The sequence below is a fragment of the Mesorhizobium sp. LMG17149 genome (assembly GCF_024518695.1).
Classification (GTDB): domain Bacteria; phylum Pseudomonadota; class Alphaproteobacteria; order Rhizobiales; family Rhizobiaceae; genus Mesorhizobium.
The window spans coordinates 120538-146056 of sequence record NZ_JANIFL010000004.1; the positions used below are offsets into that span (position 1 = coordinate 120538).

General features: G+C 62.0%; 20 protein-coding genes and 1 pseudogene. 14 read left to right on the forward strand and 7 right to left on the reverse strand.

Features of this window, described 5'->3' with window-relative positions; genetic code table 11:
• Positions 1-2: 2 nt before the first annotated feature.
• The gene (locus NP945_RS09700; protein WP_127381198.1) at positions 3-707 is read right to left on the reverse strand and encodes a hypothetical protein; all 705 of its coding nucleotides are present in this window, start codon (positions 705-707) and stop codon (positions 3-5) included.
• A gap of 84 nt (positions 708-791) precedes the next feature.
• On the opposite strand from NP945_RS09700, the gene NP945_RS09705 reads away from it, so the two are divergent.
• From NP945_RS09705 to NP945_RS09740, 8 genes and pseudogenes are all read left to right on the forward strand, one after another.
• The gene (locus NP945_RS09705; RefSeq protein ID WP_127330906.1) at positions 792-2279 is read left to right on the forward strand and encodes a DegQ family serine endoprotease; all 1488 of its coding nucleotides are present in this window, start codon (positions 792-794) and stop codon (positions 2277-2279) included.
• Positions 2280-2327: 48 nt separating this feature from the next.
• Complete coding sequence (locus tag NP945_RS09710; protein WP_127810389.1) at positions 2328-3635, forward strand: replication-associated recombination protein A; 1308 nt, start codon at positions 2328-2330, stop codon at positions 3633-3635.
• 171 nt (positions 3636-3806) lie between these two features.
• On the forward strand, positions 3807-4637 hold the full coding sequence (locus NP945_RS09715) for an aspartyl/asparaginyl beta-hydroxylase domain-containing protein (RefSeq protein WP_256746210.1): 831 nt from the start codon (positions 3807-3809) through the stop codon (positions 4635-4637).
• A 66-nt stretch (positions 4638-4703) separates the two neighbouring features.
• Positions 4704-5078: a fluoride efflux transporter CrcB gene (gene crcB / locus NP945_RS09720; RefSeq protein ID WP_256746211.1), complete on the forward strand. Its 375-nt coding sequence runs from the start codon at positions 4704-4706 to the stop codon at positions 5076-5078.
• Positions 5079-5140: 62 nt separating this feature from the next.
• Positions 5141-6121, forward strand: coding sequence for an RluA family pseudouridine synthase (locus NP945_RS09725; RefSeq protein ID WP_127271590.1), 981 nt, complete (start codon positions 5141-5143; stop codon positions 6119-6121).
• Between the two features lie 47 nt (positions 6122-6168).
• A pseudogene (locus NP945_RS09730) lies at positions 6169-7040 on the forward strand (DMT family transporter).
• A gap of 12 nt (positions 7041-7052) precedes the next feature.
• On the forward strand, positions 7053-7844 hold the full coding sequence (locus tag NP945_RS09735; protein WP_256746212.1) for an ATP12 family chaperone protein: 792 nt from the start codon (positions 7053-7055) through the stop codon (positions 7842-7844).
• Between the two features lie 190 nt (positions 7845-8034).
• Positions 8035-9924 (forward strand): MFS transporter, encoded by a 1890-nt coding sequence (locus NP945_RS09740; RefSeq protein ID WP_256746213.1) that lies wholly within the window; start codon positions 8035-8037, stop codon positions 9922-9924.
• Between the two features lie 96 nt (positions 9925-10020).
• On the opposite strand, the gene NP945_RS09745 is transcribed toward NP945_RS09740, so the two are convergent.
• Positions 10021-10218, reverse strand: a complete 198-nt coding sequence (locus NP945_RS09745; RefSeq protein WP_256746214.1) for a DUF2735 domain-containing protein — start codon at positions 10216-10218, stop codon at positions 10021-10023.
• Positions 10219-10534: 316 nt separating this feature from the next.
• Here NP945_RS09745 and NP945_RS09750 point away from each other — a divergent pair, with 316 nt between their 5' ends.
• Complete coding sequence (locus NP945_RS09750; protein WP_127260164.1) at positions 10535-11575, forward strand: glutamine synthetase beta-grasp domain-containing protein; 1041 nt, start codon at positions 10535-10537, stop codon at positions 11573-11575.
• Between the two features lie 740 nt (positions 11576-12315).
• Here NP945_RS09750 and glnA read toward each other — a convergent pair.
• Positions 12316-13725, reverse strand: a complete 1410-nt coding sequence (glnA, locus tag NP945_RS09755) for a type I glutamate--ammonia ligase (RefSeq protein WP_127269124.1) — start codon at positions 13723-13725, stop codon at positions 12316-12318.
• Between the two features lie 65 nt (positions 13726-13790).
• On the reverse strand, positions 13791-14129 hold the full coding sequence (locus tag NP945_RS09760) for a P-II family nitrogen regulator (protein ID WP_006205430.1): 339 nt from the start codon (positions 14127-14129) through the stop codon (positions 13791-13793).
• A 358-nt stretch (positions 14130-14487) separates the two neighbouring features.
• Between NP945_RS09760 and NP945_RS09765 the strand changes: the two genes are divergently transcribed.
• Positions 14488-16032 (forward strand): NAD(P)H-hydrate dehydratase, encoded by a 1545-nt coding sequence (locus NP945_RS09765; RefSeq protein WP_256746215.1) that lies wholly within the window; start codon positions 14488-14490, stop codon positions 16030-16032.
• Positions 16029-18032: a hypothetical protein gene (locus tag NP945_RS09770; RefSeq protein ID WP_256746216.1), complete on the forward strand. Its 2004-nt coding sequence runs from the start codon at positions 16029-16031 to the stop codon at positions 18030-18032. Before NP945_RS09765 ends, NP945_RS09770 begins: the two co-directional genes overlap by 4 nt.
• Before the next feature lie 40 nt (positions 18033-18072).
• Here the strand turns inward: NP945_RS09770 and NP945_RS09775 are convergent, their stop codons facing one another.
• Positions 18073-19605, reverse strand: a complete 1533-nt coding sequence (locus NP945_RS09775) for an acyl-CoA carboxylase subunit beta (RefSeq protein ID WP_128310013.1) — start codon at positions 19603-19605, stop codon at positions 18073-18075.
• Positions 19606-20013: 408 nt separating this feature from the next.
• On the opposite strand from NP945_RS09775, the gene NP945_RS09780 reads away from it, so the two are divergent.
• Entirely contained in the window at positions 20014-21435 is a 1422-nt protein-coding gene (locus tag NP945_RS09780) for a DEAD/DEAH box helicase (RefSeq protein ID WP_127269639.1), read from the forward strand.
• 100 nt (positions 21436-21535) lie between these two features.
• Here the strand turns inward: NP945_RS09780 and NP945_RS09785 are convergent, their stop codons facing one another.
• Positions 21536-22510 (reverse strand): carboxylesterase, encoded by a 975-nt coding sequence (locus tag NP945_RS09785; RefSeq protein ID WP_256746217.1) that lies wholly within the window; start codon positions 22508-22510, stop codon positions 21536-21538.
• Between the two features lie 78 nt (positions 22511-22588).
• A complete protein-coding gene (locus NP945_RS09790) occupies positions 22589-23410 on the reverse strand; it encodes an SDR family oxidoreductase (RefSeq protein ID WP_023812065.1) in 822 nt (273 codons plus the stop codon).
• 328 nt (positions 23411-23738) lie between these two features.
• On the opposite strand from NP945_RS09790, the gene NP945_RS09795 reads away from it, so the two are divergent.
• Both NP945_RS09795 and NP945_RS09800 read left to right on the forward strand, forming a co-directional pair.
• Positions 23739-24773: a cysteine synthase A gene (locus NP945_RS09795; protein WP_256746218.1), complete on the forward strand. Its 1035-nt coding sequence runs from the start codon at positions 23739-23741 to the stop codon at positions 24771-24773.
• A complete protein-coding gene (locus NP945_RS09800) occupies positions 24773-25516 on the forward strand; it encodes an alanyl-tRNA editing protein (protein WP_127270595.1) in 744 nt (247 codons plus the stop codon). The genes NP945_RS09795 and NP945_RS09800 overlap by 1 nt, the downstream gene beginning before the upstream one ends.
• The last annotated feature ends 3 nt before the right edge of the window (positions 25517-25519 follow it).

Consider the following 25519-nt stretch of genomic DNA (forward strand, 5'->3'; position numbering starts at 1 on the left):
CTTCAAAGGGGCCTGCGGGCCCCTTTTTTGTTTGCCGATGTTTGCTGTCCATCGGCCAGCGCCAGGTACTGGCTTCCGCTCAACAGCTTCCAATCGAATGCACCCGGTACCTCTTCAGTCTTCGGGTAAGGATATGAATAGATACTGTCGAGGACGGCTCGAGAATCGATTTTCGCCATCGCTTGCGACGGGGAGGAGGCCTTCAAATAGGTTTCGGCATCTTGGTTGCCGATGAAGTCGGCAGCCACATGAAAATGTATCTGAATCGGTCCGGCGCAGATGTTCATCCCGATGTCATGGCCGGATGCCGCGTAGAAAACCTTGGCCTGATCTGGAGTCCAAAGGCCGGCACCCAGGAACTCTGATGGCTTTGTCTTTCCGCTGAACCCGTCCAGGGAGAGTGCAAAGCGAGTGGTGAGAGCCTCCAAATCGCCTTTGAGGTAACTGGCCTGCTCAATTTGAAACCAGTTCATCTGGCGAGGCGGCGTGATATCAAAGGAAATTTCGAGCTTTCCGAACGTCCAGTAATCTGGATCGACATGCTCAGGCATGCCGAGCACTTCGACAATCTCGGCCATTGTCATGTCGGGGGAGATCGGCCCCAAGCTGCCGGTCTTCAAAAAGTCACGGAAAGACAGGAGTTGTTTTTTCATCAGGGCCACGAGGTTTTCGGTTTCAAGGTCAGCTGTAGCTGTTTTGCTGCCCAAAATAGTCGGATTTCAGCGGCTTAGCCTTTCATTTTGCACAATCGTCGGGACAATGCCCCCGAACTTGCCTTGGAGGATTCGCGAATGCGCGCCAGAAGACTGCCCTTTGTTCTGCTTTTCGCCATCATGGCGTTTGCGGCCGCACCGGTGGTCAGGCAGGCATTGGCCGAGGAGACGAAGACCGATCCCGGCCTGTCCGATGTGCTGACCGACCTGCTTCATGGCGTGGAAGGCGAAAACGCCACGGCTGGTCCCGACAAGCGCGTACCCTTCGGCCGCGAGGAGGTGCAATTGTCGTTTGCGCCGCTGGTCAAGCAGACAGCCCCGGCCGTGGTCAACGTCTATGCCTCGCAGACGGCCAAGGTCACGTCGCCTTTCGATGGCGATCCGTTCTTCGAGGAATTCTTCGGTCGCTCGCAGCCGCGTGCGCAGTCTTCGCTCGGCTCCGGCGTGCTGGTCGATCCGACCGGCGTCGTGGTCACCAATTACCACGTCATCAAGGATGCCGACCGGGTCAAGGTGGCGACCGCTGATGGGCGTGAGTTCGACAGCAAGGTGCTGCTCAAGGACGAGACACTCGACCTTGCCGTGCTCAAGATCACCTCGGACAAGCCGTTTCCGGTTATCGCCATCGGCGATTCCGACGCGCTCGAGGTCGGCGACCTGCTGCTGGCCATCGGCAACCCCTTCGGCGTCGGCCAAACCACCACCAGCGGCATCGTCTCGGCCCTGGCCCGCAGCCATATCGGCGTCTCCGATTCCAGCTTCTTCATCCAGACCGACGCCGCCATCAATCCGGGCAATTCCGGCGGTGCGCTGATCAACATGGGCGGCCAGCTGGTCGGCATCAACACCGCCATCTACAGCCGCAGTGGCGGTTCGATCGGCATCGGCTTCGCCATTCCCTCGAATATGGTCCGCGCTTTTGCCGACGCGGCCAAGGCCGGGCTCGACTTCTTCGAACGGCCCTATATCGGCGCCGAGTTCGAATCGGTGACGCCGCAGATCGCCGAATCGCTCGGCATGGAGAAGCCGACCGGTGCGCTGGTCTCGTCGGTCGAGGCGACCGGTCCGGCCGGCAAGGCAGGACTCAAGCCCGGCGACGTGGTGCTGCAACTCAACGGCAAGCCGGTCGAGAGCATCGAAGCGCTGGACTACCGGATGGCGACGCTGTCGATCGGCACCACCGCCAATTTCGCGGTTTTGACCAAGGGCCAGCAGGCGGCGATGGATATTGCGCTGGAGCGTGCTCCGGAAGGCATGAAAGCTGCCGAGGTGACGCTGCATGGCCGCAGCCCGTTTTCGGGCGCCAAGGTCGCGGAGCTGTCGCCCCGGCTCGCGCAGCGGCTTGGCCTGCGCACGGACATCAAGGGCGTCACCGTGGTCGACATCAACCGCGATTCACCGGCCGCCGATTTCGGCTTCCAGCCGGGCGACATCGTGCGCGAGGTGAACGGCACCACCATCGATACCGCGGCGACCCTGGAGCTGGCGGCCAGGACGGATACGCGCTGGTGGCGCTTTACCGTAGAGCGTGGCGGGCAGATAATGCGTCAGGTGTTGCGTTATTAGGGCTGGGTTCCGTGCATTCGGGCTCATGCTCCAACGAAAAAGAAGTGCATGGCCGATCTGTTCAGCGTCGATGAACCGGAAAAGACCCCGCCTGGGCGGCCGCTGGCCGACAGGCTGCGGCCGAGAAACCTTGGCGAGGTCGTCGGCCAGGAGCATCTGACCGGCCCTGACGGCGCGCTGACCCGATTGATCGGTTCCGGCTCGCTCGGCTCGATGATTTTCTGGGGACCGCCCGGCACCGGCAAGACCACCGTGGCGCGCCTGCTTGCCGGCGAAACCAGCCTGGCCTTCGAGCAGATATCGGCTGTCTTTTCCGGCGTCGCCGACCTGAAAAAGGTGTTCGAAGCGGCCAAATTGCGCCGCACCAATGGCCGCCAGACCTTGCTGTTCGTCGACGAGATACATCGCTTCAACCGTGCCCAGCAAGACAGCTTTCTCCCGGTCATGGAGGACGGGACAGTCGTGCTGGTTGGCGCCACGACCGAAAACCCGTCCTTCGAACTGAATGCCGCTTTGTTGTCACGCGCGCGCGTTCTGGTCTTCCATTCGCTTGGCGAGGAGAGCATCTCCAAGCTGATGGTGCGGGCGGAGGAGACCGAGGGCAGGGCGCTGCCGCTCGATGACGAGGCGCGGACCATGCTCATCCGCATGAGCGATGGCGACGGCCGGGCCTCGCTGACGCTCGCGGAAGAAGTCTGGCGGGCAGCCAAACCCGGCGAGGTCTTCGATCCCCAGGGACTGCAGCGCATCGTCCAGCGCCGCGCGCCGATCTACGACAAGGGCCAGGACGGCCATTACAATCTGATCTCGGCGCTGCACAAATCGGTACGCGGTTCAGACCCTGACGCGGCTCTCTACTATCTCGCACGCATGTTCGATGCCGGTGAGGATCCGCTCTATCTAGGCCGCCGGCTGGTGCGCATGGCCATGGAAGACATCGGCCTTGCCGACCCGCAGGCGCTTGTCGTCGCCAACGCCGCCAAGGATGCCTACGACTATCTCGGCTCGCCCGAGGGCGAGCTGGCTTTTGCCGAGGCCACCGTCTATCTCGCCACCGCGCCCAAATCCAACGCCGTCTACAATGCTTTCAAGGCCGCCACGCGGGCCGCGAAGGAACACGGCTCGCTGCTGCCGCCCAAGCACATCCTCAACGCACCGACAAAGCTGATGAAAGAGGAGGATTACGGCGCCGGCTATCGTTACGACCATGACGAGCCGGATGCCTTTTCGGGGCAGGATTATTTTCCCGAGAAGATGGGCCGCCAGACCTTCTATGATCCGCCCGAGCGCGGCTTCGAGCGCGACATCAGGAAGCGGCTCGACTATTGGGCGAAGCTGCGCAAGGAGCGGGAGTAGCAGGCTTGCGTGAGGCCGTTGACCAGATCCACCAGGCAGCCAGCCGGCCACGATAGCAGGGCCGTTGTGTGGTAACCCAAAAAACCTTATCAAGGCGCACGACCGGGCGGTGGTCGTTGCCGTGATTTGGGCACTTCATTCGCAACAGGATCGCGCTCCGCGCGTGGAAAAATGACAAAAACCCTTCGCAAGTCCCTTCGCAAATTCGCCATTGCCATCCCGCTTCTCGCCCTTGGCTTCTATTTCATTCCCATCCTGACGACGATCTTCATCATCTGCGGCCTGATCGACGTGCTGCGCAACGACCGCAAGGATCTGTCGCTGTTCTCAGGCTATTTTCTCGGCAACGGCCTGTTCACCTGGCTGCTTTCGCCGTTCAATCTGCTGGTCGACCTCTTGTGCTACAGAAATCCGGGTGTCTGGAAGCTGGAGCAGTTTCCCGACGACTATCAGCGCGAGGTCAACGAGGTCCTGGACATCTTCAAGGCGCGCAAGGATGAGATCATTGCCGATATCGACGCCAATTTCGGCGCCGGCCGGCGCGGCATGTATGTCTACCAGTGGTACGGCAAGCACAGGATCGATAATGTCGCCGAGTTCAACAAGGATTTCAAATACATCAAGACCATAGCCGTTTCCGTCTTCAGCAAGCGCGAATCGACGTCCTGGCATTTCGGCCCGCTGCGGCTCAGCCTACGCATTCTCTACAATCTGATCCCGGTGAAGTCGGAGATTTTCGTCGAATGCGGCAACGTCAAGAATTACTGGTACGACAATCCGCTGTTCATCTTCGACGACACGCTGCTGCATCGCTCGGTCAACGAGTATGACGGACGCCGCTACTGCGTGTTCATGGACATCATCCGGCCGTCTCCAGTTCCCAGACTGATCGCGGGCATGCTCTCAATCGTCTCGGTCAGCGTCGAGCGCATCAATTCCATGTTCTACAAGAACTGGAAGATGATCGGTTCGACCAAGCCGAAAAGTGCCGGGACGACCTGAGCAGGCAATCGATCAATGCAGCTGGCGGCATCGGCTGAATTTGAATAGCCCGGGGAAGTACCGAAGATGTTCAATCTGTTTCTCGTCGTCGTCGGTGGCGGCATCGGTGCCGGAATTCGTCACCTTGCCAACATCGGCGCGCTGCGTTTTGTCGGCCCCAGCTATCCCTGGGGCACGATGGCCATCAACATCATTGGCTCCTTCGCCATGGGGCTGTTCATCGCCTCCATGATGCGCCGTGGCGGATCGAACGAGGTCAGGCTGTTCGTTGCTACCGGCATTCTCGGCGGCTTCACCACCTTCTCCGCCTTTTCGCTCGATTTCGCGACGCTGTGGGAGCGGGGAGCCACGCTGCCTGCGCTGGCTTATGCCCTTGCCAGCGTCATTGGCGCCATTATCGCCCTGTTTCTGGGACTTTGGCTCGCAAGAAGCCTGCCTTAGTGCTATTGCCGCGCCAAGAACAGGCCGAGCTTCGCTCGGGAAACGGATAAGCGACAAAAAACATGGCAGGCGTTGAACAGATCACGGTGGAGGCCGGCGAGGCGGGCATGCGGCTCGACCGCTGGTTCAAGACCCATTTCCCGGGCCTTGGTTTCGGCCATTTGCAGAAGCTTCTGCGCTCCGGCCAGATCCGCGTCGATGGCGGACGGGTCAAGGCCGACACCCGTGTCGAGCCCGGCCAGATGGTTCGCGTCCCGCCGCTCGAGGTCGACAAGAAGGGCGAGAGTGCGCTGACCGGCCACTCGATCCGCAACCAGGGCGATGCCGATGTCCTGTCGAAAATGCTGATCCATGAAGATCCCAAGGTTTTCGTCTTCAACAAGCCGGCGGGCCTTGCGGTGCAGGGCGGCTCGGGCGTCACCCGCAATGTCGACGACATGCTGGAGGCCTGGCGCAGCCAGAAGGGCGAGAAGCCCAGACTGGTTCACAGGCTCGACCGCGACACTTCAGGTGTTCTGGTCGTCGCCCGCACCCGGCTGGCCGCCATGAAGCTCTCGGAAGCGTTTCGCGCCCGCGAGACCAAGAAGACCTATTGGGCGCTGGTCAAGGGCGTGCCGCCCAAGCGCGAGGACAAGATCTCGACCTGGCTGATCAAGGAGCCGACGCCGGACGGTGACCGCGTGCGTGTCGCCGCGCATGGCGAAAAGGGCGCCGATCACGCCGTCTCCTACTATCGCATCATCGAGCAGGCTGCGCAGACGATGACCTGGCTTGAAATGGAGCCTTATACCGGCCGCACCCACCAGCTTCGCGTTCATGCCGCCTACATCGGCTGCCCGATCCTGGGCGATCCGAAATATTTCGAGGCCGACACCAACTGGGACTTTCCAGGGGGCATTCAAAACCGCCTGCATCTGCACGCCCGCCGCATCATCATTCCGCATCCCGACAAGGGCGTCATCGATGTCACCGCGCCAATGCCGCCGCACATGCGCCAGAGCTGGAACCTGATCGGCTTCGACGACGCCAGCGCGGAGGACTGATCGTGAGCGGCGCCAGTGACGCGCTCGACCGGCGCGACACGGTCGACATGGCCGCCGCCGCCATCATGGTCGGGCTGACCTTTTCCTGGGGGTTGAATTACGTCGCCGCCAAGATCTCCTACGCCGGCTATGACCCGGTCTTCCTGTCGATCGCGCGCTCGATCATCGGCGGCCTATGTGTCTTTGCCTGGTGCCGGTGGCGCGGCATCGCGCTTTTCACGCGCGACGGGACCTTGCTCGCCGGCATCGTGGTTGGCGCGCTTTTCGGCATCGAGTTCCTTTGCCTTTATGTCGGCCTGGAGCATACGACCGTTGCCCGCAACACGCTGCTGGTCAACACGATGCCGTTCTGGATGCTGCTCGGCGGCCATTTCCTGCTCGGTGAGCAGACACATTGAGGAAATTCCTTGGCCTGCTGCTGGCCTTTGCCGGCCTTGCCGCGGTGTTTTCCGACAAGCTTGGCGGGGGCGGAGACATGCTGTTCGGCGATCTGCTGAGCCTCGGCTCCGGATTCTTCTGGGCTTTGACCAACATCCTCATCAAGCGCTCGAAGCTGGTCGAGGCGAGCGCCGAGAAGCTTCTGCTTTACCAACTCGCCGGGGCAGCGATCGTAGGCATATTGGTGCTGCCTCTCGCCGGCCCGCCCGTTCGCGACCCGACCGTGCTGCCGACCTTGGCGCTGCTCTTCCAGGCTGTCTACATCGTCGCCTTCACCTATGTGCTGTGGTTCTGGCTGTTGCGGCGCTATCCTGCGTCAGGCCTGTCCAGTTTCACTTTCCTGTCGCCGGTTTTCGGCGTGCTGTGCGGCGCCATGTTCTTGAATGAGCCGCTGACCATGCGCATTTTCCTGGCACTTGGCCTGATTGCCGCCGGCCTGATCATCGTCAACCGGCCAGTGCGCAAGCTGACGCCGGTGTAAGAGAGACCTTCTATGCGTGACATCCTCAACGACCTTGAAGCGGGCAAATATCTTTCGGATCCGGATCCGGTGCGCCGCGCCCAGATCCAGATGAAGACGCCTCTACCGAAGCGCTTCTACAAGACCGTCTCGGTCGCGCCGGTCGAAGGCGGCTTTGCCGTGTATCTCGACGGCAAGCCGGTGCGCACGCCCGGCAAGGCGCTGCTGGCAGTGCCTACCGAAGCGGCAGCCGCGCTCGTCGCCGACGAGTTCGCCGCCCAAAGCGAGACCATCAATCCGGTGACCATGCCGGTGATGCGCCTCGTCAACACCGCCATCGACGGCGTCGCCAGCGACCCGCAGGCGGTGCTGGAAGACATTCTGCGCTTCGCCTCGTCCGATCTGCTCTGTTACCGCGCCGACGCGCCGCAAGGGCTGGTGGAGCGGCAGAACCAGCATTGGGACTCGGTGATAGACTGGGCGAGGGGAACACTTGGGGTGCGCTTCAATCTCGCCGAGGGGATCATCCATGTCGAGCAGCCGCGTGAGACCATCGCGGTGCTGGGCAGCCATCTTGCCCAGCGAACAGAGCCGCTGCGTCTCGCCGCCATCCATGTGATGACGTCGCTCACAGGTTCGGCGCTGCTTGCGCTGGCTGTCGATTTCGGCGAGATCGACGCTGAGGCTGCATGGGCCGCGGCTCATGTCGACGAGGACTGGCAGATCGAGCATTGGGGGCAGGACGCCGAAGCCGTTGCCCGCCGCGCGGCTCGCAAGCACGACATGATGGCTGCTGTCGGCCTGCTGGAAGCGCTCAAGGGCTAAGGGTTTCCCAGCTCGCCCGGTTTCATCCCGCAGCGCACCTAATACCAAAGTCATAATCCCAAAGACGCGCTGCCTTTGGCGGGCGCTTTCTGTCATTTTTCCCGAATGGCTGTCGTTGAGTCCGTGCTCGGAGGAGAACGCGGACGGTGTCGCGCAGCATCGAGAACGGGTCTCACGGGAGGATAACGCAATGGCAATAGCATCGACCGCCGGCGGAGCAAGCCGCGCCATGACGCGGGAGGAGAAGAAAGTCATCTTCGCTTCCTCGCTCGGCACCGTTTTCGAATGGTATGATTTCTATCTCTACGGCTCGCTGGCGGTGTTCATTGGTTCGACCTTTTTCAGTCCAGCCATCCCGGAAGCGACCCGCAATATCTTCGCGCTGCTGGCTTTCGCTGCCGGCTTCCTGGTGCGCCCGTTCGGCGCATTGCTGTTCGGCCGCATCGGCGATCTTGTCGGCCGTAAATATACCTTCCTCGTCACCATGACGATCATGGGCCTGTCGACCTTCCTGGTCGGCTTGCTGCCTGGCTATGCGACCTTGGGCATCGCCGCTCCGGTGATCCTGATCATCCTGCGCATGCTGCAGGGCCTGGCACTGGGTGGCGAATATGGCGGCGCGGCCACTTACGTCGCCGAACATGCGCCGGACAACCGGCGCGGCTACTACACCTCGTGGATCCAGACCACGGCGACGCTCGGCCTGTTCCTGTCGCTGGTTGTGATCCTGATCGTACAGGCTTCATTGAGTAAGGAAAACTATGCTGCCTGGGGTTGGCGTATTCCGTTCATCGTGTCTTTCCTGCTGCTCGGCATCTCGATCTGGATCCGGCTTTCGCTTTCCGAATCCCCGACCTTCCAGCGCATGAAGGATGAGGGCAAGGGCTCCAAGGCGCCGCTGACGGAAGCCTTCGGTCAATGGAAGAATGCCAAGATCGCACTGCTGGCGCTGCTCGGCCTCACCGCCGGTCAGGCCGTGGTCTGGTATAACGGCCAGTTCTATGCGCTGTTCTTCCTGACCAACGTGCTCAAGGTCGACGCGCAATCGGTCAACATCATGATCGCGATCGCCCTGGCAGTAGGCTCGATCTTCTTCGTCGTCTTTGGCTGGCTCTCCGACAAGATCGGCCGCAAGCCGATCATCATGGCGGGCCTTGCCTTAGCGATTGTATGCACCTTCCCGCTGTTCAAGGCACTGACCTGGGCTGCCAATCCGGCGCTTGCCACAGCCCAGCAGAACACGCGGGCGACGGTGACGGCGGCACCTGGAGATTGCAAGTTCCAGTTCAATCCGGTGGGTACCGCGAAGTTCACGACATCCTGCGATATCGCGACCTCTTTCCTGACCAAGAACTCGGTTCCCTATGACGTCGTGTCGACGGCCGCCGCCGGCACACCCGCATCTGTCAAGATCGGCAACGAGACGGTCGAGTCCTATGACGCCATCGCCGCCGGCGATCAGGCCAAGGCCAAGGAAGCCGCCTTCATCAAGGCCGTCAACATGTCGCTGCAGGACGGCGGCTATCCGCTGAAGCGCGCGGCAGCCAAGGTTGCGGACCAGAAGCTCGATGCGTTTGTTGCCGCCAACCCGGAACTGAAGCTGGATGCCGCTGCCATCCGTGCCGGTGAGAGGGCGACGGTGCCGATCGACCAGGCAGTCAAGGACAAGCTGCTGACCACCGACGAGGCGGCGGGCGCACCCGAAGTCACCGTCTACAACATTCCGGGTGGTGGCGCGTTCGCCATGTTCGCCGATCCTGCAGCAGTGAACTGGCCAATGACGATCGGCATCCTGTTCATCCTGGTGCTGTTCGTGACCATGGTCTATGGGCCGATCGCGGCGATCCTGGTCGAGATGTTCCCGACCCGCATTCGCTACACCGGCATGTCGTTGCCCTATCACATCGGCAATGGCTGGTTCGGCGGCCTGCTGCCGGCAACCGTGTTCGCGCTCAGCGCCTATAAGGGCGACATCTACTATGGCCTTTGGTATCCGGTGGTGATCGCGGCGATAACGCTGGTCATCGGCATGATCTTCGTCAAGGATACGCTCGGCACCGACCTGCACGCCAAGGAGTAGGCAGGCCCGGTGTTCAGAAGAAAGCCCGGCGCGAGCAATCGCGCCGGGCTTTCTCTTTTCAGGCCAATTCGTTGGCGAGGGCTGCTGCCCTTTGTGTCAGCTCTTGCGGCCCCGGGTCTCATCCTCGATGGCTGCCTCATGGTACCAGCCGTCGCCGAAGTCTGCGCGGGCACCACGCAGCGAGGCAAGCTCTGCCGCAAACTTAGCCTTGCCGCTCAAATTTGAGGCAGCGGCGCGCGCTGCCGTCGGGAACATCAAAATCTTGGCCGACGGTCGTGTGGAAATGATTTCCATTGCCGGGTTCCTTTCTTCTGCCGAACCTTTTCGATTCAACTTGATCCGAAGATAAGGTCTGCAATCAAGTTAGGCAATATGCCTATGAAAAGATCAGCAATTGCATACTATTTGTGCAAATAACAACTGTGATTGATCCGAACGCATCGCTTAGGCGGCTCACCAACTTCGAGTGGAAACCGGGTCAATTTTGCCGCACCCTCCACACCAAGAATGGCACACGAATTGCATTTTAAGAATGCGGCAGGCCGGCTGCTGACGGCAGACGCATGTCGACGCCGTTCAGTGTTCGGTGATCAAGCAACGAGAGGCTAGAATGACGAAATACAAGCTCGAGTATATCTGGCTCGATGGATATACCCCGGTCCCCAACCTTCGCGGCAAGACGCAGATCAAGGAATTCGCCGAATTCCCTGATCTCGAGCAGTTGCCGCTGTGGGGCTTCGATGGTTCCTCGACCCAGCAGGCCGAAGGGCACAGCTCCGATTGCGTGCTGAAGCCGGTTGCGGTCTATCCGGATCCCGCCCGTACCAACGGCGTGCTGGTCATGTGCGAAGTCATGATGCCCGATGGCGTCACGCCGCATGCCTCCAACAAGCGCGCCACCATCCTCGATGACGAGGGCGCCTGGTTCGGCTTCGAGCAGGAATATTTCTTCTACAAGGACGGCCGGCCGCTCGGCTTCCCCGAGAGCGGCTATCCCGCACCCCAGGGCCCGTACTACACCGGCGTCGGCTATTCCAATGTCGGCTCCGTCGCGCGCCAGATCGTCGAGGAGCATCTCGACCTCTGCCTCGCCGCCGGCATCAACCACGAGGGCATCAACGCCGAAGTTGCCAAGGGCCAGTGGGAATTCCAGATTTTCGGCAAGGGCTCCAAGAAAGCCGCCGACCAGATGTGGATGGCCCGCTACCTCATGCAGCGCCTGACCGAGAAGTACGGCATCGACATCGAATACCACTGCAAGCCGCTCGGCGACACCGACTGGAACGGCTCTGGCATGCACGCCAACTTCTCGACCGCCTATATGCGCGAAGTCGGCGGCAAGGCCTATTTCGAAGCGCTGATGGCGGCCTTCGACAAGAACCTGATGGATCACATCGCCGTCTACGGCCCGGACAACGACAAGCGTTTGACCGGCAAGCACGAGACCGCGCCGTGGAACCGGTTCAGCTATGGCATTGCCGACCGTGGCGCCTCGATCCGCGTGCCGCATTCCTTCATCAAGAGCGACTACAAGGGTTATCTGGAAGACCGCCGTCCGAACTCGCAGGGCGACCCTTACCAGATCGCCTCGCAAATCCTGAAGACGATCGCCTCGGTTCCGGCAAGCGCTCAGGTTTCGGCCGCCGCGTAAGCGTTTCGGACTGCATGACAAGATGACCCCGGCGTTTCGCGCCGGGGTTCTTTTTTGGCCGTTACCCGGCTGACGGCATTCCTGGTAAAACATACCCAGAAAAAGTCAGGGAATTCACGCGGTCGCAAATCGCCCGGAAGTTCTGGCCGCAGCCATGTGAGCCTCCGGCGATCACTCCCTATAAAGCCCGGAAAAGCGCCTTTTCCAGCCCTTATCTGGGGCAATGGACCTTCCATAAGCATCTGTTCATACAGCAGAATCGGTCATTCGCGGCCCGGCTTGCAGCGTTGACAGATCACGCTACGGCATGCGTATTCGCAGGCCTTGGGGTTACGTCACGCAATGCTGTTCGGACGGGCGGGGTTTTCTGAACGGCGGCATTGGCGTGGGCGCCGGACGAGCGGTCACTGTAGCCTGAGACAGTGCTCCGCTCGCTCCTGGCTCCAACGTTGGCGACCGACCGGCCGCCTTGATCTTCACCGGACATCGCCGAGTAGTGATTGAAGTCACCGGACCGATGCTCAAGCCGGCCGCTCCTATGGACCGTGGGTCCAGAATCCAGGCATCGTATGATCGTCGAAGACGAAAGGCCAATATGGCTGTCCATGCGTGGCTGCCGCGCAGGCGAGACATGCCGGTCGGCTGGCAATTCATATTGGAGCGCAGCAAAAAGCCCTTGAAAGAGGGAAGTCTTTCAAGGGCTTGGTTATTATGGCGAATCTTAGTCTGAGATTGAAGCCTCAGACGGAGTAGTACATGTCGTATTCGACCGGATGCGGGGTCATTTCGAAGCGCATCACTTCGGCCATCTTCAGTTCGATGTAGCTGTCGATCTGGTCGTCGTCGAAGACGCCGCCAGCCTTCAGGAAGCCACGGTCCTTGTCGAGGCTCTGCAGGGCTTCGCGCAGCGAGCCGCAGACGGTCGGGATCTTCTTCAGTTCCTTCGGCGGCAGGTCGTAGAGATCCTTGTCCATCGGCTGGCCGGGATGGATCTTGTTCTTGATACCGTCGAGGCCGGCCATCAGCAGCGCGGAGAAGGCGAGGTAGGGGTTCGCGCCCGGATCGGGGAAGCGGACCTCGACGCGCTTGGCCTTCGGCGACGAGCCGAACGGGATACGGCAGGACGCCGAGCGATTGCGCGCCGAATAGGCGAGCAGAACCGGCGCTTCGTAACCCGGCACCAGGCGCTTGTAGGAGTTGGTCAGCGGGTTTGTGAAGGCGTTGATCGCCTTGGCATGCTTGATGACGCCGCCGATGAAGAACAGGCAGCTTTCCGACAGACCGGCATATTCATTGCCGGCGAAGGTCGGCTTGCCGTTCTTCCAGATCGACATGTGGACGTGCATGCCCGAGCCGTTGTCGCCGAAGATCGGCTTCGGCATGAAGGTCGCCGTCTTGCCGTAGGCATTGGCGACCTGGTGCACGACATATTTGTAGATCAGCATCTTGTCGGCGTTGCGTACCAGTGCGTCGAACTTGATGCCGAGTTCGTGCTGCGCCGCCGCCACCTCATGGTGATGCTTTTCGACGCGCACGCCCATCTCGGCGAGCACGGTCAGCATTTCCGAGCGCATGTCCTGCGCGCTGTCGATCGGCGGCACCGGGAAGTAGCCTCCCTTGACGCGCGGACGGTGGCCGAGATTGCCGGTCTCGTAGTCGGTGTCGTCGTTCGACGGCAGTTCCGTGGAGTCGAGCTTGAAACCGGTGTTGTAGGGATCGGCCTTGTACTTCACGTCGTCGAAGACGAAAAATTCGGCTTCCGGGCCGACAAAGATGGTGTCGCCGATGCCTTCGGCCTTCATGTAAGCCTCGGCCTTCTTGGCCGTGCCGCGCGGATCGCGGTTGTAGGATTCACCCGAAACCGGATCGAGGATGTCGCACAGGATGACCATGGTCGACTGGGCGAAGAACGGATCCATGTGGACCGTTTCCGGGTCGGGCATCAGCACCATGTCGGACTCGTTGATGGCCTTCCAGCCGGCAATCGACGAGCCGTCGAACATCACGCCATCGGCGAACATGTCTTCCTCGACCTCGATGACATCCATCGTCACGTGTTGCAGCTTGCCCTTCGGGTCTGTGAAGCGCAGGTCGACGAATTTCACGTCGTTGTCCTTGATCTGCTTCATGATGTCTTTGGCTGTCGTCATGTCGTGTATCCCTGTGTGATGACTTTTTTTGATGATGACGTTTTCAGGAGGGTGGGGCGGTCGGTTCAGACCGCGTCCATGCCCGTTTCGCCGGTGCGGATCCGCACGACTTCCTCGATGTTGGAGACGAAGATCTTGCCGTCACCGATGCGGCCCGTCTGGGCCGCCTTGCGGATGGCCTCGATGGCGCCTTCGACCGCGTCGTCGCCAAGCACGACCTCGATCTTCACCTTGGGCAGGAAATCGACGACATATTCGGCGCCTCGGTAGAGTTCGGTATGGCCCTTCTGACGACCGAAGCCCTTTGCCTCGGTGACGGTTATGCCTTGCAGTCCGGCCTCCTGAAGCGCTTCCTTCACTTCGTCCAGCTTGAATGGCTTGATGATCGCTTCGATCTTTTTCATGTAAAAAGTGGCCTCCACTGCCAAAAAAACGGGTTGTGACCCCCCGCTTGCGCCTCCATCAAGCACGAACTGTGCCAATTCAGCGGATTCGAAGCGGTCTCATAAGATTTCAAAGCCACGCCGCACCGGGATGCAAATTCGCGTCATTCGCTGCACCGGAAGCGGCATGGGCTGCCAGAGCCTACACAGCGCCAGCACCCGCGTCCGCACAAAAATCAGGCATATCGCCTATCCCGCAGGCAATTTTCTGCCCGCGATGCCTTCGTGCCGACGTTATGGCTGCAGATCTCGGCAACTCCCCCTTGTTTGCTTAGGATCGAAATTGGACAATGCGCGATAGCATGCGGATCGGCAATCCATGAGCAACGAACTTCTTTCCCCGGCCGAAATGAGCGAGGCTGATCGGCTGACGATCGCGGCCGGTCCGGCCGATGGAATCAGCCTGATGCGGCGCGCGGGCGAAGCGGTCGCGACCGAGGTGCTCAAGCGCTATCCCTCGGCAAAGCACATCCATGTGCTCTGCGGGCCCGGCAACAATGGCGGCGATGGCTATGTCGTCGCACGCCTCCTGGCCGGCAGCGGCGTCGGCATAACGATCTGGTCATCCGGAGCGCCGAGGCCGGAAAGCGATGCGGCGCTCGCCGCCGCGGAATCCCTGGTCAAGTCCCGGCCGCTGTCTGATTTCGACGCCGAGTTCGGCTCGATCGTGATCGACGCGCTCTATGGGGCAGGGCTGTCCAAGCCGCTGTCCGGCGATGCCGCGAAAGCTGTCGATACCGTGACAGCCCTGCGCCTGCCTGTGGTCTCGATCGACCTGCCGTCGGGCGTCTCGGGAGCCAGCGGCGAAATATTGAGCAGGGCGTTTCGTGCCGAGGTCACCGTCACCTTCGCGCGGAAAAAGCCCGGCCACTTGCTGCTGCCGGGGCGCGGGCAATGCGGTGAGATCGTGCTCGCCGATATCGGCATCGATGACGGCATCATCGCCCAGCTCGCCGTCTCGACCTTCGAAAATGTGCCGGACCTGTGGTTGCGGGAATTTCCGGTGCCGGCGGTGGACGCGCATAAATACAAGCGCGGCCATGTCGGCGTCTTTTCCGGCGGTCCCAGTGCTACCGGCGCAGCGCGGCTGTCGGCGATGGCCGCCGCGAGAAGCGGGGCAGGGGCGGTCACCGTGCTGTCGCCTGGCAATGCCATGCAGGTGAACGCGATACACCTCACCTCGATCATGCTGCGAGAGGCGGGGTCACTCGAGGAGGTGCAGGAATTTCTGACGGCGCGCCATCCCGAGGCGCTGGTGTTTGGACCGGGGCTCGGGCCAAAGCCCAAGGTCGGCGATTTCGCCCTGCAACTGATCAAGACCTTGGCGGAGGGTGCACGCGCATCGCAAACTGCAAACCATAGAGGAGCGATCGTGCTTGATGCTGACGCCATTACATCTATGGCCCATCAGCCGCAGGCGCTGTTCGAAGCCGCCCGTCACCTGAACGCGCCAGCGTTGGTGATCACGCCGCATGAGGGTGAATTCGGCCGCTTGTTCCCAGATATCGCCGGGGACAAAACCATGTCGAAATTGGACAAGGCGCGAGCGGCTGCCGCGCGGGCCAACGCAACGATCGTCTACAAGGGCGCCGACACGGTCATAGCTGCGCCTGATGGCAAGGCAGCCATCAATTCCAATGGTGCGCCGTGGCTGGCCACAGCCGGGTCAGGCGACGTGCTGTCGGGCATCATCGCCGGTCTGCTCGCACAAGGCATGCCGCCCTTCGAGGGCACCTGCGCGGCGGTGTGGCTACACGCTGAAGCCGGCAGCCGGTTCGGACCCGGCCTGATCGCCGAGGATCTGCCGCTGGCGCTGCTGCCGGTGTTGCGTGAACTCTTCGACGCGCGCACGGCCGCTCCATGAGCCGTCCCTTTGCTCTTTTGCTTGCCACTTTCTTTATCGCCTTCGTGGCGTCGACGGCGCGCGCCGAAGGCCCTGTAACCGTCGTCGACAATCCGGCGGTGCTCGCCGCGCTCGATGCCGGGGGTTTCGGCTTCGCCGATGTTTTGGGGGTTGACGGCGAGGACGGTCTAAAGACGCTTTACGACGAGGCCCCCGCCTATCACGCCATCGTCGACATCGTTGCCTCCGATGTTGCGGCGCTCCGCGCCGAGATGAAGGCCGGCGGGCGGCCGCTCTACGAGGTGACAGACGGCAATGTCGGCCGCATCATGGACGTGCGCTGGCTGAAGACCGACGCCGCGCGCTTCCGTCTGGTCGGCGTCGTCAACCGGCTCGACCGTCGCGATTTCATGCCGCTGCAAGGCGACAGGAGCTGCGGCGAGGTGCGCTTCATCTACCGCCTGGCCTACAGTTTTCGCAAGAACGGCAAGCTGCTGGCATCACGCCTGCCTTTCAACTTCAATGCCGTCTACAGCGCCGCGCCCGATGCCGATGGCGGCTGCGTCGGCACTGCCGGACGCTGGGCGCCACAGCTTGACGAGAGCGTCGATGCCGGCTGGCTGACCGGCGGGCCGCTGGAGAAGGCCGGGCTGACCTTCAAGCAGCTGGAGCTCAACGCGCAGGTGGTGCGCTTCCCGTCCGGCCAGGAAACCGAGTTCGGCGGGCAGGCGGCCTATCTCATGCGGGTATTCGGCATCTATGGCGCTGCTATCAGCGAGAAGCCGCTGGAGAACACGCCCGACACCGCACGGCTCTCGCAGGACGCGGCGCTGAAAGCACGGCTTGCCGCCTATGTCGGCGCCAATCTGCCGGCGGTCGACGAAGGCGTCTATGAAATCCCCGACGAGTTCCTGGCCAGAAAGATCATTTCATGGTCGACCTTCGGCAGCGCGCGGCAGGCCAATCATCCGTTTACGCAATTATTCCAGCCCAAGGAATTCGCATCGCTCGACTATTCCGCGCTGAAACTGGTGCGCACGCCGGAAGCGCTGGTCGAGCGGCTGGACAACGGCGCCTGCCAGGGTTGCCATCAGGCCGGTTCGACCGCCGGTTTCCATTTCATCGGGCTAGACGACAAGACGACATCGCCGTTGAACCGCATCGAGGTCGGGATTTCGCCGCATCTTCATGCCGAGATCCCGCGGCGCCAGGCGTGGCTCGCCGCCACGGCCGAAGGCAAGCAGCCGAACCGCTTCCGTCCGCTCTCCTTTGCGCCGCCGGCGGTCTGGACGAACGCCGACGCGGTCGATTACGCGCCGGCGGAGATGGCCATGCCGTGCCTGATGCCGGAAGATGCCGCGCGGTTCGGCGCGACCTGGCAATGCGACGGCGGCACCGTCTGCACGCCGCTGGCCACCGCTTCAGGCGTGCACACGAAACTGGCGCAATGCCTGCTGCCCAAGGACAGCGAAAAAATGTTTTCCGGCCACCCCTGCCTGACCGGCTCGATCGCCAGCAACGCGGTGCAGCCTTTCAACGACCGCTACAGCAGATCGGGCCAGTTCGCGGCCTTCGCCCCGGATGTCTCGCGCACCGCCTATACCTGCCGGCCGCCGAAGATCGGCGTGCCGGGCGGGATCGCTTATCGCGGCTGCGACGACAAGGACCGCGACTTCGCGGCCTTCAAAGCCGGCAAGCCGATGCCGAACGAGATTTGCGGGCTGGTCGGCGGCAAGAAATTCGATATCTGCGTGGCCACCAACAATTTCGACCAATGTCTTGGCGGCGCCGTCAATCGCGGCAACCGGCCGGCCTGTTCGGCCGATCATTTCTGCCGCGAGGACTATATGTGCCAGTCACTGCCGCCTGACACGCCGGGCATCGGCAAGGTGAAAGGCATCGGCTTCTGCTCGCCGACTTACTTTATCTTCCAGATGCGTATCGACAATCACGCGACGCCATGGGGCAGCCCTGTCCGCGCCACCATGGGGGCGGGATTTGGCGCGGCGGAAGAGGAGTGAGCTGCCCGACGGTTACCTCGGATAGATGCCCAGCCACGCCTCACAGCGGGATGTTGTCGTGCTTCTTCCAGGGGTTCTGCATGTCCTTGTTGCGCAGCATGCGTAGCGCGCGCGCGATGCGGCGGCGGGTCGAGTGCGGCATGATCACCTCATCGACATAGCCGCGCTCGGCGGCGACGAAGGGCGACAGGAAGCGATCCTCGTAAGCCTTTGTGTGGGCTGCGATCTTTTCGATGTCACCGATGTCCTTGCGATAGATGATCTCCACCGCCCCCCTGGCACCCATCACCGCGATCTGCGCCGTCGGCCAGGCATAGTTCATGTCGCCGCGCAGATGCTTTGACGCCATCACGTCATAGGCGCCGCCATAGGCTTTGCGGGTGATGACGGTGATCTTCGGCACGGTGGCCTCGGCATAGGCGAACAGGAGTTTCGCGCCATGCTTGATCAGCCCGCCATATTCCTGCGCGGTGCCAGGCAGGAAGCCGGGGACATCGACGAAGGTGACGATCGGGATCGAAAAACAGTCGCAGAAACGCACGAAGCGCGCCGCTTTGCGGCTGGCATCCGAATCGAGCACGCCGGCCAGCACCATCGGCTGGTTGGCGACGAAGCCGACGGTGCGGCCCTCGACGCGCCCGAACCCGGTGACGATGTTCTTGGCGAAGTTCTGCTGGATCTCGAAGAAGTCGCCTTCGTCGGCAACTTTCATGATCAGTTCCTTGATGTCGTAGGGCTTGTTGGCATTGTCGGGAATCAGCCGGTCGAGCGACAAATCATGGTCGGTGACCGACTGGTAGCATTCGATCTCGGGAAGCTCCGATGTGTTGGAAGCCGGCAGCAGGTCGACCAGCCGGCGCATCTGCAACAGCGCCTCGACATCATTGTCATAGGCGCCGTCGGCGATCGAGGATTTCGTCGTGTGGACGGAGGCGCCGCCGAGGCTCTCGGCGGTCACCGTCTCGTTGGTCACGGTCTTCACCACATCCGGTCCGGTGACGAACATGTAGGAAGTGTCGCGCACCATGAAGATGAAGTCGGTCATGGCAGGCGAATAGACGTCGCCGCCGGCGCACGGTCCCATGATGACGGAAATCTGCGGAATGACGCCTGAGGCCAGCACGTTGCGCTGAAAAATCTCGGCATAGCCGCCGAGTGCTGCCACGCCTTCCTGGATGCGCGCGCCGCCAGCATCGTAGAGGCCGATGATCGGCGCCCGGTTGCGCAGCGCCATCTCCTGCACCTTGATGACCTTCTCGGCATGCGCTTCCGACAGCGAGCCGCCGAACACGGTAAAATCCTTGGCGAAGAGGTAGACCGGGCGGCCGTTGACGGTGCCCCAGCCGGTGACCACGCCGTCGCCGGCGATCTTGCTCTTCTCCATGCCGAAGTCGGTCGAGCGGTGCTCGACATACATGTCGAATTCCTCGAACGAGCCCTCGTCGAGAAACACCTCGATGCGTTCGCGCGCGGTGAGTTTGCCCTTCTTGTGCTGGGCATCGATGCGAGCCTGGCCGCCGCCCATGCGGGCAATCTCGCGGCGGCGCTCGAGTTCCTTGAGAACGTCTTTCATCGATTACCTCCCAAGCCAGTGGCATTTCGTGGTAATCGTGCCGGCAAGCGAGCGCAAGCGCCGCTTGCGCCACGGGTTTTGTTGCGCTGCAGCATGACGCCCCTTGCATTTGGCGGCGAACTCAGCCATATGCAGCCCATAGGCGCTTGGGCCGGGAACGAATCCGGCCTTCTCGACGAATGAGACTGGTTGCGTCTGTTTTCCCTCTTTCCGGTATATCGGCCCTTTTTCCGGTAAATCACAAAGCGGCGAAAAAGCCCCGTGGCATGATGCCTGCGGGCACGACAGCGCAGCCGAGTGGACGAATACGTCCGCCCGCCTTGTCGTTCATCACAGATTTTTCGACGGCAGGTTGCGCCCTGCCGCCATCGATGTTTGCGGCCAGAAGCCGCGTGAAAGAAGATTATTTTGACCAACGAAAACACTTTGCCCGGTAGCACTGCGGAACTCACCGGTTTCGCGGCACTGGGTATTACGGGCGCGCTGCTCAAGGCCACCCACAACGCCGGCTTCGCCGAGCCGAAGCCGATCCAGGCACAGGCGATCCCGCCTCAGATGGAAGGCCGTGACATTTTCGGCATCGCCCAGACCGGCTCCGGCAAGACCGCGGCCTTCGCGCTGCCGATCTTGTCGAAGATCATTGCGCTTGGCACCAAGCGCCGGCCGAAGACGGCGCGTGCGCTTATCCTGGCGCCGACGCGCGAACTCGCCGTGCAGATCGAAGACACGATCAAGATCCTCGCCAAGGGCGCGCATGTCTCGACCGCGCTCGTGCTCGGCGGCGTGTCCCGCTTCAGCCAGGTGAAGAAGGTTGCTCCCGGTGTCGACATCCTGATCGCCACGCCCGGCCGGTTGACCGACCTTGTGCGTGAGGGCGACCTCGTGCTTGCCGACACCAAATGGCTGGTGCTGGACGAAGGCGACCGCATGCTCGACATGGGCTTCATCAACGACGTCAAGCGCATCGCCAAGGCCACGGCGCCCGACCGTCAGACGGTGCTGTTCTCGGCGACCATGCCCAATGAAATCGCCGAACTGGCCAAGGGCCTGCTGAAGAACCCGATCCGCGTCGAAGTTGCGCCGCAAAGCACGGCTGCGGCCGAGATCGTGCAGGGCGTCGTCTTCGCCCGCACCAAGCAGAAGCGCCAGGTTCTGTCGACGATGCTCGCCGACGAGGCGATGAAGTCCGTCATCATCTTCTCGCGCACCAAGCATGGTGCCGACAGGGTGACCAAGGACCTCGAGCGCGACGGCTTCAAGGCCGCCGTCATCCACGGCAACAAGTCGCAGAATGCCCGCCAGAAAGCGCTGAACGATTTCCGCGACGGCTCGGTGCGCATTCTGGTGGCGACCGACATTGCGGCGCGCGGCATCGACGTCCCCGGCATCAGCCATGTCGTGAATTTCGACCTGCCTGATGAAGCCGAGAGCTACGTCCACCGCATCGGACGTACCGGCCGCAACGGCATGGACGGCATCGCGATCACGCTTTGCGATCCTTCCGAGAACAGCAAGCTGCGCCAGGTCGAGCGCATCATCCGCACCAAGCTGCCGATCGTTGCCGACCATCTCGGCAGCCCCGATCCGCTGCGCAATCCGGCTGAAAAGAACGAGCGCTTCGAGCCGGCCAATGATCGCAACGACCGCAATGGCCGTCGCGACGGCAGGCGGCCCGGTGGCGAGAACAAGGGCAACGGCTTTGGCAAGAAGCGCTTCGGCGACAAGCCTGCGTTCGCAGGCGAGCGCAAGCCGGAAGGCGCCAAGCCGGCCTTCAAAGGCAACAACAAGCGCCGCTTCGGCGGCAAGCGTCCGGCAGCGCGGGCTGCGTAAGTAGCCAGCGTTGTAGTCAGTCAAGCTCAGGCTGGCTGATTGCCGGGACAGACAAGGAAAGGGCGGCTGAAGCGATGCTTCGGTCGCCCTTTCCGTTTGCCTACTTCACCACCGCTTCGATCCAGACGGCGATCCTTTGCGCCAGAAACGCCGTGGTCGACGGCGACAGCGCGTCGCCGGCAATGACGTGATTGTCCGGGTCGCCGGTGTCATCGACCGGAACCAGTTCATGCGGCGCGCCCCAGCGCCCGGCAATCTCGCGGGTGCGATCGGCCCGCACCACTTTGTCCGAATCAGAAAAGATGAACAAAGCAGGGATGGTCGCCTTCTCCACCGGCGCGCCATAGGCAAGCTCGGTCAGCGCCTGCATCGGCAAGGTTGCTTCGATCGGATAGCGGGTGGTCCAGAATTCTTCATTCAGCGCGTTGCGCGGCACGAAACTATGTTCCTTGCCGGCGACCAGCCTGGCGATTTGTTTGCCCCACGGCATGGTCAGGATCTCGGCGCCCGAAGCCTTGACGCCGAAGTTCGGGGAGATGAACGCAATCGCCGCCACCCCGTCCGATGCACCGGGCTGCGTTGCCGCCCAGACGGCCAGCGAGCCGCCGGTCGACGTCGAGATGACGATCACCTTGTCGCCGATCGCCCGGCCAATGGCGAGTGCCTCCTCATAGTCGTTGATCCAGGCGTTGATGCTGCCTTGCGTCATCGCCGCGCCATCCTGCCCATGACCGGTAAGGCGTGTGTAGAAGAGATTGGCGTCAAGATGTTCCGCCACTTCGTCGGGCAGCGGGCGGACCTCACCCTTCGATGCGGAAAAGCCGTGGATGTAGACGATCGACAGCGGCGTCCTGGCATGCACCATCGGATCGGCCCAGACGATCTCTTTTTCCAGCCCGTCACGGATTCCGGGGATGGCGGCTTCCGCCTTTGCCACATAGGCCTGCGGATCGTCAGCGATGAGCGAGGGATCGAAACGCATCGTGGTGTCGACGCGAACGCGCGGGCCGAGCACGAAGGCCAGTGCGAGAATGGCGATCAGGCCCAGCACAGCAAGCACGATCCGTCGCCCCATCGCAGACTCCACGCAGCACTTGTCTCAACCATGGCGACGGCGGCCCGAAACGGTGAGCCTGCCAATTTCGCCGGCGGCCTATTCGATCGGGGGCTTGCGGTCGTAATGCAGCGGCCGCGCCTTCCAACTGGTCATCAGGCTGATAAACCCTCTGCACAGCGGCCTCGGCAGCAGGCCGAGCAGTTTCAGGGGCCAGCTGGTCCGGCGCGGGAAATGGACTTCGAAGCCGCCCGACTTGATGCCCCGCGCCATGCGGCGCGATGCGCGGCTGACCGGCATCAGTCCCGGCATGGGCAGCATGTTCTTCTCGGTCAGCGGGGTGTCGATGAAGCCGGGATTGAACACCTGGATACGCACGTTCATCTTGTCGAAATCATACTTCAGCGACTCGGCCAGGATGTTGATGGCCGCCTTGGTGCCGCCATAGGCGGCCGTTGTCGGCCAGCCGAAATAGGATGTCACCGAGCCGACCAGCACGACATGGCCGCGCGCCCGCACACGCATGCGTTCGACCGCGGGCACGAGGCCGTTGATGATGCCGAAATAATTGACCTCGAAGGACCGGCGAAAGTCGTTGACGACAAGATTCTCCCCCGGCGTCGAAATGTAGTTTCCTGCATTGAAGATGGCGAGCACGATGGGACCGAGCTCCTTCTCGATCGCGGCGACGGTTCTTGCCATGCGCGGCTCGTCGGTGACATCGCAGGGAAAGGCCGTGACACTGCCCGGCATCTGCGCGGTCTCGACGACAAGCGTGTCGATCGGATCGTCGTCAAGCGCCGTCACCGCGACGGCATAGCCCTGGGAAGCAAGATCCCTGGCCAGCGCACGGCCGATGCCGCTTGAGCCGCCCGTGATCCAGGCGACGCCGTGCTTCGGGTTAGCCCGGTAGAGTGTCATGCTGCGCCCTATCGACTTGTTGGTGCTTTGCTCTAGAGCGGTTCACCGTTTCACGGAAACGGCGAACTGCTCTATCTCCTTGTTTCTACGCAATTCCGGACGGAAAACCGTTTCACACTCTTCCTGGAATTGCTCTAGCGGTGAAGAAATCGAATGAAAAGCCGCTTTTCAACGTCAGTCGGAAATGAACAGTGGCGCAAGAGGCCAGCCTCGGGAAGCGCCGACGCAACAACAGCACTGCAAATGCGACTGGACCAGACAAATTCTTGCCTTGAAACCGCAGCTTCGGGTTTCTAGGGTTTCGGCGCACCTACACAAGGAATCCTGAATGCCCCGTTCTGTGATCGACGCGATCGGCAACACGCCTCTGATCCGCCTCAACAAAGCTTCGGAACAAACCGGTTGCGAGATCCTGGGCAAGGCCGAATTCATGAATCCCGGCCAGTCGGTCAAGGATCGTGCGGGCCTGTTCATCATCCGCGACGCCGAGAAGCGCGGGCTGCTGAAGCCCGGCGGCGTGATCGTCGAGGGAACGGCAGGCAATACCGGCATCGGGCTGACGCTGGTCGCCAAGGCGCTCGGCTACCGGACCGTCATCGTCATTCCCGATACGCAGAGCCAGGAAAAGAAGGACACGATCAAGCTGCTCGGCGCTGAGCTGATCGAGGTGCCGGCCGTGCCCTACAGGAATCCCAACAACTACGTGAAACTGTCGGGGCGGCTGGCCGAGCAACTGGCAAAGACAGAACCGAACGGCGCCGTCTGGGCCAACCAGTTCGACAATGTCGCCAACCGTGACGGCCATATCCGCACCACCGCGGAGGAGATCTGGAGCCAGACCGGCGGCAAGGTCGACGGTTTCGTGTCGGCGGTCGGTTCTGGCGGCACGCTGGCCGGCGTCGCCTCCGGACTGAAGGCCAAAAGCCGGGATGTGAAGATCGCGCTCGCCGATCCGCTGGGGGCCGCGCTCTATTCTTTCTACACCAGCGGCGAGCTGAAGTCCGAAGGCAGCTCGATCACCGAAGGCATCGGGCAGGGGCGCATCACCGCCAATCTCGAAGGGTTCACGCCGGATTTTTCATTCCAGATCCCCGATGAGGATGCGCTGCCGATCGTCTTCGACCTGATCCAGGAAGAGGGCCTTTGCGTCGGCGGCTCGACCGGCATCAACATAGCCGGCGCGATCCGTCTGGCCAGGGAATTAGGTCCCGGCCACACCATCGTGACCATTCTTTGTGATTATGGCACGCGCTATCAATCAAAACTGTTCAACCCGGAATTCCTGCGCGAAAAGCAGCTGCCGGTGCCAGGCTGGATGGAACTGAAGAGCACAATTCCGGTGCCGTTCGAAAAGGTCGCGTGATGGCAAACAGGACGGACGCCCTGTTTCGCGACGATGCCTATCTGCGGACGGCGGACGCAACGGTCGTTGCCGTCAACGATCGCGGCGGTATCATCCTCGACCGGACCATCTTCTACGCCACTTCAGGCGGCCAACCGGGCGATACCGGGTATCTCGAACGCGGCGACGGCAGCCGTATCGTCATTGCCGCCACCCTCACCGGTGAGACCAAGGACGAGATCATACACGTGCCGGCGCCGGAGCAGGCGGTTCCGCAGCCAGGCGAGGCGCTGAGGCTGGCGATCGACTGGGAGCGGCGGCATCTCCTGATGCGCATGCACGCGGCTTGCCACCTGCTTACCGTCGTCTGTCCGTTCCCGATCACCGGTGCCTCGGTTTCCGAGGACGACAGCCGTGTCGACTTCGACGCTCCGGATGCCGGCTTCACCAAGGAGGACGTCACCGCCGGGCTGATGGACCTGGTGCGGGCCGATCATCCGATCTTTGTCAGGCTGATCAGTGACGAAGACCTGGCCGCCAATCCCGGCCTGGTGAAATCCAAGAACGTCCGGCCGCCGGTGGGCACAGGCAAGATCCGCCTGGTGTGTATCGGCGACAACGCCTCGGTGGACAGCCAGCCCTGCGGCGGCACCCATGTGAAAAGCACCGCCGAAGTCGGCGAAATCCACATTGGCAAGATCGAGAAGAAGGGCCGCGAGAACCGGCGCTTCCGCATCCGCTTTGGGCCGATGCCGGCAAACTGAACA

What these genes read in the sequence shown, in the direction of transcription:
- crcB (WP_256746211.1), top strand. Translation starts at nt 4,704, where the DNA reads ATGTTCAATCTGTTTCTCGTCGTCGTCGGTGGCGGCATCGGTGCCGGA.
- NP945_RS09750 (WP_127260164.1), top strand. Translation starts at nt 10,535, where the DNA reads ATGACGAAATACAAGCTCGAGTATATCTGGCTCGATGGATATACCCCG.
- NP945_RS09790 (WP_023812065.1), bottom strand. Translation starts at nt 23,410, where the DNA reads ATGACACTCTACCGGGCTAACCCGAAGCACGGCGTCGCCTGGATCACG.
- NP945_RS09775 (WP_128310013.1), bottom strand. Translation starts at nt 19,605, where the DNA reads ATGAAAGACGTTCTCAAGGAACTCGAGCGCCGCCGCGAGATTGCCCGC.
- NP945_RS09740 (WP_256746213.1), top strand. Translation starts at nt 8,035, where the DNA reads ATGGCAATAGCATCGACCGCCGGCGGAGCAAGCCGCGCCATGACGCGG.
- NP945_RS09710 (WP_127810389.1), top strand. Translation starts at nt 2,328, where the DNA reads ATGGCCGATCTGTTCAGCGTCGATGAACCGGAAAAGACCCCGCCTGGG.
- NP945_RS09760 (WP_006205430.1), bottom strand. Translation starts at nt 14,129, where the DNA reads ATGAAAAAGATCGAAGCGATCATCAAGCCATTCAAGCTGGACGAAGTG.
- NP945_RS09785 (WP_256746217.1), bottom strand. Translation starts at nt 22,510, where the DNA reads ATGGGGCGACGGATCGTGCTTGCTGTGCTGGGCCTGATCGCCATTCTC.
- glnA (WP_127269124.1), bottom strand. Translation starts at nt 13,725, where the DNA reads ATGACGACAGCCAAAGACATCATGAAGCAGATCAAGGACAACGACGTG.
- NP945_RS09725 (WP_127271590.1), top strand. Translation starts at nt 5,141, where the DNA reads ATGGCAGGCGTTGAACAGATCACGGTGGAGGCCGGCGAGGCGGGCATG.
- NP945_RS09770 (WP_256746216.1), top strand. Translation starts at nt 16,029, where the DNA reads ATGAGCCGTCCCTTTGCTCTTTTGCTTGCCACTTTCTTTATCGCCTTC.
- NP945_RS09795 (WP_256746218.1), top strand. Translation starts at nt 23,739, where the DNA reads ATGCCCCGTTCTGTGATCGACGCGATCGGCAACACGCCTCTGATCCGC.
- NP945_RS09765 (WP_256746215.1), top strand. Translation starts at nt 14,488, where the DNA reads ATGAGCAACGAACTTCTTTCCCCGGCCGAAATGAGCGAGGCTGATCGG.
- NP945_RS09715 (WP_256746210.1), top strand. Translation starts at nt 3,807, where the DNA reads ATGACAAAAACCCTTCGCAAGTCCCTTCGCAAATTCGCCATTGCCATC.
- NP945_RS09800 (WP_127270595.1), top strand. Translation starts at nt 24,773, where the DNA reads ATGGCAAACAGGACGGACGCCCTGTTTCGCGACGATGCCTATCTGCGG.
- NP945_RS09735 (WP_256746212.1), top strand. Translation starts at nt 7,053, where the DNA reads ATGCGTGACATCCTCAACGACCTTGAAGCGGGCAAATATCTTTCGGAT.
- NP945_RS09745 (WP_256746214.1), bottom strand. Translation starts at nt 10,218, where the DNA reads ATGGAAATCATTTCCACACGACCGTCGGCCAAGATTTTGATGTTCCCG.
- NP945_RS09705 (WP_127330906.1), top strand. Translation starts at nt 792, where the DNA reads ATGCGCGCCAGAAGACTGCCCTTTGTTCTGCTTTTCGCCATCATGGCG.